Below are 16,619 nucleotides of genomic sequence, written 5' to 3'. Positions count from 1 at the left end.
TCTGGCAATCGCTCGGGTGCGCCCCTGCCTGGGCGAATGTGGCTGACATCTCATCACGGCCCGACCTGTGGTCTGATAGGGGCCGAAATTGCCGAAATTGCCCCCTGTAAATCGATTCCTTCTCGCTTGCTTTGTTAGACACTGGCCCGCCGCAGCGGGTCGTCCGACCGGGTTCGTGGGTCTCGACGAAATCTGCGGGCTGGACGCGAGAGGGATGTAGTACTCGGATGGATGGAGTTCGTCGTGCTGTTCGGGGTCGAATTCGTCGCAGGTCGGGTAGCCCGCTCTTCGTTCAGCTGCTGACCGCCGCGGTCGAGTCCGCGGCCGACTCGATCGCCATCAGCTATGACCCGACCGGCCAGCCCGGCGATCGGCGCGAACTCACCTACACCGAGCTGGACGAAGCCTCCTCGCGACTGGCTCGCGAACTGATCGAGCGCGGCGTCGGCCCCGGCGACGTCGTCGCCATCGGCTTCACCCGTTCGATCGAATCCGTGCTGGCCGTTTGGGCCGTCGCCAAGACCGGAGCGGCCTACGTGCCGGTCGACCCAACCCTGCCCGCGGACCGCATCGCCTACCTCGTCGCCGACTCAGGAGCGGCGCTCGGCCTCACCGACTCGACGCGCCGCGGGCGCCTCGGCACCGGCGTCGAATGGCTCGAGCTCGACGACCCCGCGCACCGGGAGCGGATCGCGGCCCGGCCCGCGCACCCGATCTCGTATGTCGACCGGGTCCGCGCGCTGACCGAACAGCATCCCGCCTACGTCATCTACACCTCCGGCTCGACCGGTCGGCCGAAGGGCGTCGCCGTGACGCACGCGGGTCTGGCGAGCCTGGTCACCGCCGCGCGGGAACGCTACGAGGTCGACGGCGGCGCGCGGGTGCTGCACGTGTGTTCCCCGAACTTCGACGTGTCGGTGCTCGAGCTGCTGCTCGCCTTCGGCTCCGGCGCGACGCTGGTGGTGTCGCCGCCGACCGTGTTCGGCGGCCCGGAGCTGGCCGACCTGCTTCGCCGGGAACGCGTCACGCACCTGCTGATCACGCCTGCCGCGTTGGAGTCGGTGGATCCGGCCGGGCTGGACGACCTGCGGGTCGTCGTCGTCGCGGGTGACGCGTTCGGTCCCGCGTTGGTCGAGCGGTGGGCCGACGCGCGACGCTCCTTCTACAACGGTTACGGCCCCACCGAGGCGACCATCCTCGCGACCGGCAGCACCGCGCTGGCACCGGGACAACCGATCACCATCGGCGCCGCACTGCCCGGCATCGGCGCGGTGGTGCTGGACGCGAGGATGCGTCCGGTGCCCGCCGAAGTGACCGGCGAGCTCTACCTGTCCGGTCCGGCGCTGGCCCAGGGCTACCTCGGGCGGCCCGGGCTCACGGCGGAACGGTTCGTGGCCAATCCCTTCGGCGCCACGCCGGGGTCGCGGATGTATCGCACCGGTGACCTGGTGCGCCGCACCGCCGACGGAGACATCGAGTACTTGGGCCGCACCGACTTCCAGGTGAAGATCCGCGGCTTCCGCATCGAACTCGGCGAGATCGACGCCGCGCTCACCGCACATCCCGATATCGAATACGCCGCGACCCTCGGCAAGGTCGCACCCTCCGGCGCGACCGTCCTGGTCTCCTATGTCCTTCCGCGCGAGGGTATTTCGCTCGATTTCGGTGAGCTGTCGCGCTTCGCCGGAACCTCGCTGCCGGGCCACATGGTGCCGTCCGTGTTCGTCGCGCTCGACGCGATTCCGTTGACCCCCAACGGAAAACTCGACCGCCAAGCCTTGCCCGAGCCGGTGTTCGAGGCGGCCGTCTCGCGCGCGCCGGAGGGTCCGGTGGAATCCCGGATCGCCGAGTTGTTCGCGCAGGTGCTCGGTGTGCGGCGGGTCGGCGCGGAGGATTCGTTCTTCGCCATTGGCGGAGACAGCATCCTGTCGATCCAGCTGGTGTCGCGGGCCAGGGCGGTTGGTATCTCGTTCACGCCCCAGGATGTGTTCGAGCACCGCACCGTCGCGGGGTTGGCGCGGGTCGCGGTGATCGGCGGGGAGTCCGCGCCCGTACTCGCGGAGCTACCGGGCGGCGGCGTCGGTGAGATGCCGCTGACGCCGGTGCTCGCCGCCTACTTGTCCGGCGGCAAGCCCTTCGGCCGACTCACTCAGCACATGGTGCTCGAGCTGCCCGAACAGATCGATCGGTCGGCCCTGGTGACCACGCTCGCGGCGGTGCTGGATCACCACGACATGCTGCGCGCCCGAATCCGATCCGTCGACGGGCAGTGGCGACTGCACACCCTGCCGCCCGGCTCGCTGGATGTGGACGCACTGCTGACTCGCGTCGACGTCGCCGCGGGCCTGGACATCGACGCAATGCGTGAAACAGCAAGCGCCGCGTTCGATTCCGCGCTGGACACGCTGGACCCGACGGCGGGACGGATGATCGCCTTCGTCTGGCTGACCCGCCCGGACGGCCGCGACGCCCTGATCGTCGCCGCGCATCACTACGTCATCGATGGCGTGTCCTGGCGAATCCTGATCCCGGACTTGGTGACCGCTTGGGCGCAGCACGCCGCAGGGCAGCGGATCGCCCTGCCCGGCGTCGGCACGTCGTTCCGGCGGTGGGCGCACGGTCTGGTCGACGCCGCCGCGGACCGCATGGGCGAATTGCCTTACTGGCGGCGAACTCTCGCCATCGCCGATCCGCCGTTGGGCGCGCGACCGCTCGATCCGGTCATCGACACGGCCGACAAGGTCCGGCGCTTCACCGTCGCGGCGCCCGCCGAGGTCACCCGTGCGGTGCTGACCGAGTTGCCGAAGTTGTACCGGGCCGGAACCAACGACGGACTGCTCGCGGCGTTGGCAGTGGCGACTCGTGCATGGCGGGCGAACAGGGGTGTCGATGCCGCGGCGACCAGGGTGCGGCTCGAAGGGCACGGCCGCGAGGAAACCACCGTCGCAGGCGCCGATCTGACTCGCACCGTCGGCTGGTTCACCACCATGTACCCGGTCGCGCTCGATCTGTCCGGCATCGACGCCGAGGCGGCTTGGCGCGGTGGCGAGGCGACCGCGGCGCTGCTCAAAGCGGTGAAGGAGCAACTGCTCGCGGTGCCGGACAAGGGCATCGGCTTCGGCATGCTGCGGCACCTGAACCCGGACACCGCTGCGGAATTGGGCGGCGCGCTCGGCCAGATCGGCTTCAACTACCTCGGACGGATCTCCGCGGGCGATATGCCGGAGGGGCTGACCGACCGGAGCTGGCTGCCGACCGCCGACTGGGGCGATCCGGAGGCCGCGCCCGATCCGGACATGCCGGCGCCCGCCGTGGTTGACATCAACGCGCTCGTCACCGACACCGACTCCGGCGCTCAACTGTCCGCGTCCTTCGCGTACGCGTCGGAGATCCTCGACGAGGCGGCCGTCCGGGAGCTGGCCGAATACTGGGTCGCCGCCCTGACCGTGCTCGCAAGGCACGTGCAGGACCCGTCCGCCGGTGGCCTGACTCCGGCGGACGTCCCGCTGGTGCGGGTCACCCAAGCGGAACTCGACACCTGGCGGCGGGAGCGGCCGGGTCTGGTCGACGTGCTGCCGCTCTCGCCGCTTCAGCTCGGATTGCTGTTCCTGACCCAACTTTCGCCCGGCGCGGACCCCTACCTGTTGCAGCTGGCGGTGGAACTGTCCGGCGACATCGATCTCGATCGGCTCCGCGGGGCGGCGCAGGCGATGTTGGATCGGCACGCGATCCTGCGCTCGGCGTTCGGCTCATCGGCCGAGGGCACACCGGTTCAGTTCGTGAGCGAGGGCCTCGCCGTGCCGAGGCGGGTCGTGGACACACCCGACGCCGACGTGGCGACGCTGTTCGCCGCCGAACAGCGTCTCGGATTCGATCCGGCCACACCGCCGCTGTTGCGATTCACGGTGTACCGCACGGATTCCGGGCGCACGCACCTGGTGCTGACCGCGCACCACATCCTGTTGGACGGCTGGTCGATGCCGTTGCTGATGAAGGATCTGCTGATCTTCTATGCGACAGACGGCGATTCGACGCCGCTGCCGCGGATTCGGCCGTATCGCGACTATCTCGCGTGGCTGGCGCGTTACGACCGGGACACCACGCTCAGCACATGGCGCGACGCGCTGGCCGGTACGACACCGACCATGCTCGCCGCGTCCCTCGCGCCGCCGGTGCACCCCGTCGACAGCTACGGCGACTGCGCCGCGGACCTGTCGCAGGACGAGACGGTGGCATTGGCGGCGTTCGCCGCGGCGGCGGAGGTCACCGTGAATACGGTGGTGCAGGCGGCGTGGGGACTGGTGCTCGCGGCCTGCGTCGGGCGTACGGACGTGGTCTTCGGCGCGGTGGTGTCCGGTCGGCCGCCGCAGCTCGACGGAGTCGACGAGATGGTGGGCCTTTTCGCGAACACGGTCCCGGTTCGGGTCCGGTTCGACGCCGATATCTCGGTGCGGCAGCTGCTGAAACAGCTTCAGTCCGAACAGGCTTCGCTGCTCGAAGGCCATCACGTCGGACTTGCCGACATTCAGCGCGCCGCCGGAGCGGGCGAGTTGTTCGACTCGATCCTGGCTTACGAGTCGTATCCCGTCGACGCCGACGGCTTGCGCGCGGCCTACGGGACGATCGACGGACTGGAAATCGTCGACCTGCAAGGGGTCAACTTCACCCACTACCCCGTGGCGATCCAGGTCGAGTTGGGCGCCGAACTGCGACTACAGGTGCAGCACCGCAACGACGCCGTCACCCCCGCCGCCGCGCGGGCGCTCGCTGACCGGTTGCGTTCGCTGCTCGGCGAATTCGTCGCGGCGCCGGAGCGCACGCTGGCGGAGACGATGGAGTCGCTGGACGAGCGCGACGATCTGATCGCGCAGACGCGGTACTGGCGCACCGCGCTCGCCGGGCTGCCCGACGAGCTGAATCTGCCTACTGATCGCCCGCGGCTCGCGGCGCAGGCGGCCGCGCAGGACCGGATCGACTTCGAGATCGATGCCGAGCTGCACCACCGGTTGCGGCAGGTCGCGGATGCGGAGGAGACGACGGTATTCACCGTCGTCCACGCGGCTTTCGCGGTATTGCTGGCCCGACTATCGGGGACCGACGACATCGCGATCGGTACGCCCTGCGTCGACGGATCGGCGAACACGCTGGTATTGCGCACCCGCGTCCCGGGCGGCATGTCCTTCGCGGAGCTGCTAGCGCAAACGAAAGACGTCGACCTACAGGCGTTCCGGCACGCGGACCTACCATTCGACGGCTTGGTGGCACTGCTCGGCCCGGAGCGGTCGGACGCGCGCCATCCGCTGGTGCAAACGATGTTGTCGGCGGGAGACCGTCCTCTCGATCCCGAAAAAGGCCCGGCGGGAACACTTCTCGAATCTACTGCCGATGTTTCCGCGGCGAAACCAGACCTTTCCCTGCATATCAGCGAGCGCGCCGCTGGCATCGCCGCAGACTTCACCTTCTCCCGCGCACTCTTCGATCCGCAGACCATCCGCGTCTTCGCCGAACGCTTCCTCCGGCTACTGGCCGCCGCAATGCACCGGCCGGAGACGTCCGTCGGTGACCTCCCGCTGCTCGATGCCGACGAACACGCCCTGCTGACCCACGTCGCCACCGAGGACGCCATCGGCACCGCCCTGCTGCCGGATCTGCTGACCCGCGGAGTCGCCCTCGGCCGCGACCGCGTCGCGGTCCGCTACCGTGGCCGGTCGATCACCTACGGCGAATTCGATGAGCGCACTTCGCGATTGGCGCGTGCGCTGATCCGGCGCGGCGTCGGCCCGGAGTGTCTCGTCGCCGTCGCCCTCCCGCGCTCCGCCGACATGGTGCTCGCGGCCCTCGCGATCGCCAAAGCCGGTGGTGCGCACGTGCCGATCGATCCCGGCTACCCCGTGGAGCGGGTGCGGCACATGGTGTCCGACTCGGGCGCGATGCTCGGCGTCACCGTCGCGGAATACGCCGATCGGTTGCCCGGCGGCGTGGACTGGCTGATTCTCGACGATCCCGCGACGGAAGAAATCTGCCGCGCGCAGTCGGCGGACCCGGTGACGGACGCGGATCGCCTTGCGCCACTGCGTATGCGGCATCCCGCGTACGTCATCTACACGTCGGGTTCGACGGGTGTGCCGAAGGGCGTCACCGTGACCCACAGCGGCCTCGGCGCTTTGCTCGGCGATTCGGTGCGCCGCTACCGGCTGGCGCCACACCACCGGTTCCTGCACCTCTGCTCGCCCTGCTTCGACCCCTCGGTGCTGGAGTGGGGGAGCGCGTTCTCCGTCGGCGCGACGCTGGTCATCGTGCCGTCGACCGTGGTCGGCGGATCGGAACTCGCCGATCTGCTGCGCACCGAGGCGGTCACGCACGCGATCTTCACCCCGGCGCTGCTCGGCACCGTCGACCCGGCAGGGCTGGACGCGCTGGAGATGCTGTGTGTCGGCGGCGATGTGACGACCACGGAACTGCTGGCGAAGTGGCAACCGGGCCGCCGCTACCTCAACGCCTACGGTCCGACCGAGGCGACCATCGCCGCGTCGTACGCGGAACTGGTTGCGGGGCAGCGCATCACGGTCGGTACGCCGGTGGACGGTGTGTCCGCGCTGGTCTTGGACGCGCGGCTGAACCCGGTGCCGCCCGGTGTCGCGGGTGAGCTGTATCTGGCGGGCGGCGGCCTGGCTCGCGGCTATCGGAACCGCGCCGGGCTCACCGCCGAGCGTTTCGTCACCAATCCGTGGGGCGCTCCCGGCGCGCGGATGTACCGCACCGGTGACGTAGTGCGCTGGCACGTCGCGTCGCCCTCGGCGCGCTGGGAGCTCGAGTACGTGGGGCGCGCCGACACCCAGGTCAAGGTGCGCGGTTTCCGCATCGAACTCGGCGAGGTCGACGCGGTCCTCGGCGGGCACGACGACGTCGAGTTCGCGGTCACCGTCGGACGGAAGCTGGCATCGGGATCGACGGCGCTCGTGTCGTATGTGCTCGCGGCGCCGGGCCGCACGGTGGACACGGTACGGCTCACCGAGCACGCGGCGACGATTCTTCCGGCGCACATGGTGCCGTCGGCGATCGTCGTGCTGGACGAATTCCCGTTGACCACCAACGGCAAGCTGGATCGAAAGGCGCTGCCGGAACCCGTTTTCGAGACGACGCCGACCCGTGCGCCGTCGAGTCCCGTCGAAGCGCGGCTTGCCGAACTGTTCGCCCAGGTGCTCGGTGTGGCGACGGTCGGGGTGAACGATTCCTTCTTCGCGATCGGCGGCGACAGCATCATGTCGATCCAGCTGGTGTCGCGGGCCAAGGCGGCCGGGATCGTGTTCACCGCGCGCGATGTCTTCGAACACCGGACCGTCGCGGGGCTGGCGCGCGTCGCGTCCGTCTGCGGCGACGCGGCCCCAATGGTGTTGGCGGAGTTGCCCGGTGGCGGCGTCGGCGAGATTCCGCCGACGCCGGTGCTCGCCGAATTCCTTGCCAACGGCTCCTGCGACCGGTTCGCCCAGACCGCGGTGCTCGCGCTGCCCGAGGGCATCGATCGCGCCGGACTCGTCGCGACCATCGCGGCGGTGCTCGACCACCACGATGTGCTGCGTTCCCGGGTATGGCAGGACGGTGGCCGGTGGCGGTTCGAAGCGCTGCCGAGCGATGCGGTCGATGCCGACGCACTGCTGACCGAGGTCGACGTGCCCGTTGTCGACGATGCCCAGTTGACCCGAATCGGCAGCGCCGCAATGTCTTCGGCGATGGGTGCGCTGGATCCGGCGGCCGCCAGGATGATCGCCTTCACCTGGTTGCGCAGGACCGACGGGCGCGACGTGCTCGCCGTCGCCGCGCACCACTACGTCATCGACGGGGTGTCGTGGCGCATCTTGATTCCCGACCTGGCGGTGGCCTGGGCGCAGCGCGCGGCGGGTCAGGAGATCGCGCTGCCCGCGGTCGGCACCTCGTTCCGGCGTTGGGCGCACGGACTTTCCGAGGCCGCCACCCGCGCGGAGCGAGCCGCCGAGGTCGGTCACTGGCAGCGGGTGCTGGCCACGCCGGATCCGTTGCTCGGCGCGCGCGCCGTCGATTGCGCACTCGACACCGAGCCGACCATGCGGTCGATCACGGTTCGGGTGCCGGTCGAGGTCACCGAGGCGCTGCTGACCACGCTGCCCGCGCTGTATCGCGGCGGCGTCAACGACGGCCTGCTCGCCTCGCTGGCGCTGGCCGTGCGCGCGTGGCGTGCTCGGCGCGGTGTCGAATCCCCGACGACCCGCATCCGCCTCGAGGGCCACGGACGCGAGGAAACCGTCGTTCCCGGAGCGGATCTCACCCGTACCCTCGGCTGGTTCACCAGCGTGTACCCCGTCGCGATCGACCTGTCGGACATCGACACCGCGCACGCGCTCACCGACGGCGCGGTCCTCGCCGACGTGCTGAAGTCGGTCAAGGAGCAACTGCTCGCGGTGCCGGACAAGGGCATCGGCTTCGGCATGCTCCGCCATCTCAACCCGGACACCGCCGGACTGCTCACCGGCGACATGGGCCAGATCGGCTTCAACTATCTCGGCCGCGCTTCGGCGGGCGGCCAGATCGACCAGACCGACGGAAGCTGGTTGCCGACAGCCGATCTCGGTGAGATCGACATCGAGCACGATCCGGCCCTGCCGGTCGGCGCGGTGATCGACATCAACGCGATCGTGGCCGACACCGCGACCGGCCCGCGCATGGAGGCGAGCTTCCGCTACGCGAGCGGCATCCTCGACGAGGCGGCGGTGCGGGAACTGGCCGACGAGTGGACGGCCGCGCTCGCCGCCGTCGCCGACCACGTCCGGCACCCGGCGGCGGGTGGCCTGACGCCCTCGGATGTGCCGCTGGTGCGGGTCTCGCAAGCTGAGCTGGACCGCTGGCGGCGGGACTACCCTGGGCTGTCGGACGTCCTGCCGCTCTCGCCGCTACAGTCCTCGCTCCTGGTGCTCATCGAACTGCTGGCCGGGTCGGTCGACGCCTACATCATCCAGTTGGCCGCCGAGCTGACCGGCGAACTGGACACGAACCGCTTGCGCGGGGCAGCGCAGACCATCCTGGATCGGCACGCGAACCTGCGCTCCGCCTTCGTCACCGCGGCCGACGGGACGCCGGTGCAGCTGGTGGTGGACGACCTCGACATGCCGTGGCGCATCGTCGAGGGCATCGCCGACGCCGACCTGCCCGGCCTGCTGGCCGCCGAGCAGCGCACCGAATTCGATCCGGCGGTGGCTCCGCTGCTGCGATTCACGTTGTACCGCACCGATTCCGGCCGCAACCACCTCGTGCTCACCGGTCATCACATCCTGCTCGACGGCTGGTCGATGCCGCTGTTGATGAAGGAGTTGCTCGTCCTGTACGCGACCGGTGGCGACGCGTCGCCGCTGCCGCCGGTCCGGCCCTATCGCGACTACCTGCGGTGGCTTTCGCAGCAGGACCGGGGCGTCGCGGAGCACGCCTGGTCGGAGGTGCTGGCGGACGTCACCCCGACCATGCTCGCGCCGGAGCTCACCTGGCCCGCGCCGACCGGCGACGGATTCGGCCTCCGCGAATTCGAGCTGTCGACCGAGGAGACCGCCGCGCTGACCGCGTTCGCGGCCGCGGCCGAGGTCACCGCCAACACGGTGCTCCAGGCGGCGTGGGGTCTGGTGATCGCGGCGGGCACCGGACGCGACGACGTCGTCTTCGGCGCGACCATCTCCGGGCGGCCGCCGCAGCTCGACGGCATCGGCGAGATGATCGGCCTGTTCGTTGACGCGATCCCGGTGCGCATCCGTTTCGATCGCGGCACGACGATGCGGGCGTTGGTCGAAGGCGTACAGGCCGAGCAGGTCTCGCTGTTGGACTACCACCACTTCGGGCTCGGCGCCATTCAGCGCGTCGCCGGGCAGGGCGAGCTGTTCGACACGATGCTGGTCTTCGAGTCGTACCCGGTCGACGTCGACGGCCTGCGGCAGGCGAGCGGCGCGCTCGACGGATTGCGCGTCGACGGCCTGAGCGGGGGCGATTACACGCACTACCCGATCACCGTGCTGGTCTTCCTCGGCAGCCGAACGCTGGTGCAGGTGAAGTACCGGCGTGACTTGGTCGCCGACGCGACGGCAGGGGCAGTCGCCGATCGGCTTCAGCGCGCGCTCGGCGAGCTCGTCGCGACGCCGGACCGGACCGCGGCCGAGACCGTGTTGCTGCTCGACGTCGAATCGGACGACTCGATCACCCGATCCCGCTACTGGCGTACGGCTTTGGCGGGGCTTCCCGAGCTGGAGCTGCCGGGTGAGCAGCCCGCTGCGGCGTCGAACGACCGTGGGGGAGTCGAGTTCTCGGTTTCCGAAGAAGCGCAGCGTGGACTGCGTCGTCTCGCGCACGCGGCCGGCGTGACCTGGTCGTCCGTGGTGCGCACGGCCTTGGCGGTTGTGCTCGCGCGTCTTTCGGGCGCCGACGACATCGCGATCGGATCACCCGTGCCGGGTGGTTCGCGCACCGAGGTGGTGTTGCGTACCCGGGTGGATCGGTGTGCGCGGTTCGCCGACATCCTTCCGGACGCCCACCGCGTCGAGCTGGAAGGATTCGCGCACGCCGGTATTCCGCTCGACGAGCTGGTCGACCTGCTGGGGCCTTCGGCTGGGCATCCGCTGTTCCAGGTCGCGTTGTCCTTCGAAGGACAGCCGGAAGCGGTCGGCGACCTTGCCATCTCGCTCACCGAGGACGGACGCGGCGAACTGTCTTTCGCCCGTGCTCGTTTCGGTGACCGTGACGCGGAAATGTTCGCCGAGCGGTTCGTTCGCGTCCTGACCTCCGTCGCAGCACGGCCCGACACGGTCGTCGGTGACCTGCCGCTGCTGGCCACGGACGAGTACCAGCAACTGATCCGGATGGGCGGCGGCGACCCCGTCGCCGTCGGCACACTCCCCGACTTGCTGGTTCGCGGTGTGCGTTTCGGCCGGGACCGGATCGCCGTGCGCGACGCGGGGCGCGCCTACACCTACGGTGAACTCGACGACCAGTCCTCGCGACTGGCGCGCGTCCTGATCGAGCGCGGTGTCGCGCCCGAAACCGTGGTGGCGCTGGCGATGCGACGCTCCTACCAGCTGGTCGTCGCGGTGTGGGCGGTCGCCAAGGCCGGTGGCGCTTACCTGCCGGTCGATCCGACCTATCCGGTGGACCGGGTGCGGTACATGATCGCCGATTCCGGTGCTGCGCTGGGTATTACCGTCGCAGCGCAGACGGCGTGCCTGTCCGATGCGGTGGATTGGCTCGTCCTCGACGACCCCGCCGTACTCACCCGATGCGAAGCTCAGGACGCGGCGCCCCTGTCCGATGCGGACCGGATTGCGCCCCTGCGGCTTTCGCATCCCGCGTATGTGATCTACACGTCGGGGTCGACGGGTCTGCCCAAGGGCGTCGCGGTGACCCACGCCGGTCTCGGCGGACTGGTCGGCCACACGGTCGACATGCTGCGGCTCGCGCCGGAACATCGGATGCTGCACGTGTGTTCGCCCAGCTTCGACCAATCGGTGGAGGAGCTGTCCAGCGCTTTCCACAGCGGGGCGACACTGGTGATCGCGCCGCCGGACATCGTCGGCGGCGTGGAGTTGCACGAACTGCTGCGCGCGGAGCGGGTGACGCACACGATCATCACGCCCGCGCTGCTCGGCACGGTCGATCCGTCCGGCCTGGACGACCTGGCGGTGGTCTCCGCCGGTGGCGAGGCCACCACGCCCGACCTGCTTGCCAAGTGGCAGCCGGGACGCCGATTCATCAACGGCTACGGCCCGACCGAGGCCACGATCGGCGCCACCTATACGACTCTCCTTGCGGGACAGCGGGTGACGATCGGTCGTCCGGTGCCCGGCGTGTGGGCGGCGGTGCTCGACGAGCGGCTGCATCCGGTGCCGGTGGGCGTCACCGGTGAGCTGTACCTCGCGGGCCCGGCGCTGGCGCGCGGCTATCACGGCCGCGCCGGTGTCACGGCGGAACGTTTCGTCGCGAACCCCTGGATGCCCGGGGACCGGATGTACCGGACCGGCGACCTCGTCCGGTGGGTGCCGGACGCCGAATCCAACGGCTGGGAGCTGGAATGCCTGGGCCGCACGGACTTCCAGGTGAAGATCCGCGGCTTCCGCATCGAGCTCGGGGAGATCGACGCGGTGCTCGCCGGGCACCCCGAGGTCGACTACGCGGTGACCGTCGGCCGCGAGAACTCCCACGGTGTCGTCGCTTTGGTGTCGTACGTGACCGGTCGCATCGATCCCGACCGACTGACGTCGTGGGCCGCACGGGCACTGCCGGCGCACATGATGCCCGCGGCGATCGTCGTGCTCGACGCGATCCCGCTGACCGCGGGCGGCAAGCTCGATCGAAACGCCCTTCCGGAACTGGAGTTCGCGGCGCGCACCTACCGGGAGCCGTCTACGGTCTCGGAACGGATCGTCGCCGAGGTCTTCGCCGAGGTGCTCGGCAGCGAGCGGATCGGCGCCGACGACCACTTCTTCGAACTCGGCGGTAACTCGCTGCTGGCCACCCGAGTGACGGCGCGCCTCGGCGCGGCGGTAAATGCCAGGGTTCCGGTGCGACTGCTGTTCGCCGCGCCCACCGTCGCGGGTTGCGCGCGCGAGCTCGCGAAGCTCACCGAGGGCGGCCGTCCAGCCTTGGTGGCCGGGCCACGGCCGGAACGCATTCCGCTCTCGCCCGCACAGCAGCGGATGTGGTTCCTCAACCGGTTCGACACCGGGTCCGCCGCCTACAACATCCCGGTCGCGATCCGCCTGACCGGCGAGCTCGACGTCGACGCGATGCGGTGGGCGTTCACCGACCTCGTCGGGCGGCACGAGATCCTGCGCACGGTGTATCCGCAGCTCGAGGACGGTCCGGTGCAGGTCGTCCTGCCCATCGGTCATCCGGACGCGCCTGAGCTGCGCGTACGGGACGTGGTCGACCTCGAAGCCGCTGTGGCGGAGGTTCTTTCGACGGGGTTCGACGTCACCGCGGAGGTGCCGGTCCGTGCCGCTTTGCTCCGTTCCGGCCGAGAATTCGTGCTCGCCATGGTCGTCCACCACATCGCAGGCGACGGATTCTCGGGTGGTCCGCTGACCCGCGACCTCGCGGCGGCGTACGTGGCCCGCGCGATCGGCCGAGCTCCGGCGTGGACGCCGCTGCCCGTGCAGTACGCGGACTACGCGCTGTGGCAGCGAGCGCTGCTCGGTAGCGAGGACCAGCCCGGGTCGATGGCGGCCGAGCAGATCGCCTACTGGCGGGAGGCGCTCGCCGGTCTCCCGGATCAGCTGGAATTGCCAAGGGACCGGCCGCGGCCCGCGGTGCAGTCGTTCGCGGGCGGGACGGTGCCGCTGCGCATCGAGCCGGCCACCCACGCGGCGCTGGCCGAGCTGGCCCGTGCGAACAACGCGACCCTGTTCATGGTCGTGCACACCGCGCTGGCGGTGCTGCTCGCCCGGCTGTCGGGCTCCGACGACATCGCGATCGGCACGCCCGTGGCCGGTCGCGGCGAGGCGGCGCTCGACGATCTGATCGGCATGTTCGTCAACACCTTGGTGTTCCGCACGAGGGTCGATCCGGACTCGTCCTTCACGGAACTGCTCGCGCGACAGCGCGATACCGATCTCCAGGCGTTCGCCCACGCCGACGTCCCGTTCGAGCGACTGGTCGAGGTGCTGAATCCGGCGCGGTCGACGGCGCGGCACCCGCTGTTCCAGGTGGGTCTGTCGTTCCAGAATCTGGCCGACGCACGCATCGAACTGCCGCGCTTGACGGTCGCCGCGTGGGAAACGGATCGGCAACTCTCGCAGTTCGATCTGCACGTCATCGTGGCCGACAGCTACGACGCGGACGGCGCGCCCGCCGGTATCGGCGGCGTCTTCACCTACGCCGCAGACCTTTTCGACGAGTCGACGGTGCGCGGTTTCGTGGACCGGTTCGTCCGGGTGCTCGACGCGGTGGCCGCCGACGCGGCGGTGCCGGTGGGTGCGATCGATCTGCTCGCGCCGGAAGAGAACGCTCGGATTCTGACGACGTGGAACGACACCGCGCACCGGGTGGATACGAGAGCCACGCTGGTGTCGCTGCTCGAATCGACCGTCGCCGCCAGGCCGGAGTCCGTGGCGCTGGTCGCCGCCGACGGCGGGCGTGCGAGCTATGCGGAGTTGGATGCGCGAGTCAATCGCCTTGCGCGCTACCTGATTTCGCTGGGCGTCGGGCCGGAGTCGCGGGTGGCGTTGGCCCTTCGGCGGTCGGTGGATCTGGTCGTCGCGATGTACGCGGTGAGCAAGGCGGGCGGTGCGTACGTGCCGGTGGATCCGGATCAGCCCGCGCAGCGGTCCGAGTACATTCTCGAGACGGCGGCGCCGGTCTGCGTGCTTACCGACGCCGATGCGGGTTTCACGACCTCCGCCGCGCCGGTGGTGCGCCTTGATCGGCTGGACCTCTCGGCGGTGGACTCTTCGGCGCTCACCGACCTGGATCGCCGCGCGCCGTTGCGCGCCGAGCACACGGCGTACGTGATCTTCACGTCGGGTTCCACGGGTCGCCCGAAGGGCGTCGCGGTGACGCACGGCGCGATCGTGAACCAGTTGCTCTGGATGACAGCGGAATTCGACCTGCGCGCCGATGACGTCGTGCTGTTGAAGACGGCGGCCACGTTCGACGTGTCGGTGTGGGAGTTCTGGTGGCCCGCGCTGTGCGGCGGCCGATTGGTGATCGCCGCACCGGGCGGTCATCGCGACCCCGCGTACCTGACCGAACTCATGGCGCGCGAGGGCGTGACGACCCTGTACATGGTGCCGTCCATGTTGGACGCCCTGCTCACGGGTCGTCGCCTGCCGGATTCGCTGCGCCGGGTGCTCGCCATCGGCGAGACGCTGTCCGGCGCGTTGGCGCGGCGGTTCGCCGAGGCCGCGCCGCATACGGCGCTGTTCAATGTGTACGGCCCGACCGAGGCTGCCGTGTCGATCACCAGTCATCCGGTGCGAGCGGCCGACGAGGTGGCGGTGCCGATCGGCGTTCCGGTCTGGAACAGCCAGGTGTACGTCCTGGATTCGCGCCTGCGTCCGGTGCCTGTCGGTGTCCCCGGCGAGCTGTATCTGGCAGGTGTGCAGCTGGCGCGAGGCTACTTCGGCAGGCTGGATCTCACCGCGGAACGATTCGTGGCGAACCCCTTCGGAGATGGCACGCGGATGTATCGCACGGGCGACCTCGTAGCGTGGAACAAGGCGGGGGAGTTGGAGTGCCTGGGCCGCACCGACTTCCAGGTGAAGATCCGCGGGTTCCGCATCGAGCTCGGCGAGATCGACGCCGTGCTCACCGCGCACCCGGAGGTGGATTTCGCCGTCACGATCGGCAGGGAAAACGCGGCCGGGGCAACTCATCTGGTGTCGTACGTGATGGGCAGGCCCGGCTTGAACTCCGGTTCCTTGATCGAGTGGGCAGCGCGAACGTTGCCCTCGCACATGGTGCCCGCGGCGATCGTGGTGCTCGACGACGTCCCGCTCACCTCGGCAGGAAAACTCGACCGCGCGGCGCTGCCCGAACCGGAACTTGCCGCCTGCGCCTACCGCGCTCCGTCGACGGCGCTGGAGACGACCGTCTGCGAGGTGTTCGCGGAAGTCCTGTGCCTCGATCGAACCGGCATGGACGACAACTTCTTCGAGCTCGGCGGCAACTCGCTGATCGCGACCAAGTTGTCGGCGCGGCTGAGCGAGGCGGTGGCCGAGGTCATTCCGGTGGTGTGGGTGTTCACCGCGCCCACCCCGGCGGGCATCGTCGCCCAGCTCCGCGCGGGCGGCTCCGAAAGCGCGGGCACGGAAGCCGCTTTCGACGTGCTGCTGCCGCTGCGCACCTCCGGCGCCGCCGAGCCGCTGTTCTGCGTCCACCCGATCGGTGGTATCGCGTGGTCGTTCGCCGGGCTCACCGCGCACCTCGACACGGACCGGCCTCTCTACGGCCTCCAGTCGCCCGCCTTGAGTTCGGTTGAACCGCTTTCGGATTCGATCGAGGACTGGGCGCGGCTCTACGTCAAGCACGTTCGCTCCGTGCAACCGGAGGGGCCGTACCGCCTGCTCGGCTGGTCGCTCGGCGGTGTGCTCGCGCACGCCATGGCGGTTCAGCTCCAGGACGAGGGCGAAGAGGTGGCGTTGCTGGGCATGATGGATAGCCATCTGCGTTCCGGCGTCGATTCCCACGCCGCCGTCTCGGTGCCGGAACTGCTCGGTGGACTGCTGGGCGATCGAGTCGCGGATTTCGGCTTGGACGAGACCGTGGAGTTGCCGGAGCTGGCCCGGAAATTGAGCACGCTGCCGGAACCGTTCGCATCCTTCGGCGCCGAGCGAATCGAACGAGTAGTGGACGCGGCGGTCGCTTCGGCCGACCTCGACGCGGCCTATCGCCCACGCGCGTTCGACGGCCCGTTGGTGTATTTCACGGCCGCCCAGGATGATCCGACGGGTTCCGCCGGTGCGTCTACCTGGTCGGCCGCGGTCACCGGCCCCGTACACAACCACCCGGTGGACACCACGCACTGGCGAATGACCACCGACTCGGCTCTCCGCCACATCGCGGAGGTCCTCCGCACCTGGTTGTAAGGCCTCGGCGGGATCGGCGTGGGTGACCACCCG

1 protein-coding gene is annotated in these 16,619 nt (G+C 69.8%); it reads left to right on the top strand.

The window, feature by feature from the left end:
* The first annotated feature begins 227 nt into the window (after positions 1-227).
* Positions 228-16,586 (top strand): non-ribosomal peptide synthetase, encoded by a 16,359-nt coding sequence (locus NAM01S_RS23685; protein ID WP_067788738.1) that lies wholly within the window; start codon positions 228-230, stop codon positions 16,584-16,586.
* Positions 16,587-16,619 lie beyond the last annotated feature (33 nt).

Origin of the sequence: Nocardia amikacinitolerans NBRC 108937 (assembly GCF_001612615.1) — a bacterium.
Lineage (GTDB): Bacteria > Actinomycetota > Actinomycetes > Mycobacteriales > Mycobacteriaceae > Nocardia > Nocardia amikacinitolerans.
This window is presented reverse-complemented; position numbering and strand designations above follow the sequence as displayed.